The organism is Aurantimicrobium sp., assembly GCF_036667855.1.
Lineage (GTDB): Bacteria > Actinomycetota > Actinomycetes > Actinomycetales > Microbacteriaceae > Aurantimicrobium.
The window spans coordinates 1-413 of sequence record NZ_JAVWTF010000124.1 but is presented as its reverse complement, the minus strand read 5'-3'; positions in this window follow the sequence as shown (position 1 = coordinate 413).

Below are 413 nucleotides of genomic sequence, written 5' to 3'. Positions count from 1 at the left end.
AGCAGCACGTCACCTCGTGGATGGACGGTTTTGCAGAAGACACCCTTAGCGAAACGGATGAACCGTTTTACAAAGCGACAGCCTACATGCTTCAAGCTTTCGTAAAATCGCTGGGGTAACTGACAGGATTTGAACCTGCGACCCCTTGACCCCAATCAAGTGCGTGAAGAATTTTTATATCTTGTTGCCTGCGCCGCTTCGCGCAGGGCTTCTCTTGATTGGGCAGGGAAGGAGAAAAGTTGTTCTGCTCTCTTCTGGATGAAACGGGATAAATTTATGGCATCCATCGAGTAGTTAGAAGCAGAGATCAATTCACGCAGCTAATCAATGCCTAGTCAGAAATGTGGCTCATATCGCGTCTCGAAACCCGCAGGCAAGCATGGTAAAATTTCCAATCAAGCAAAACGCAGCAC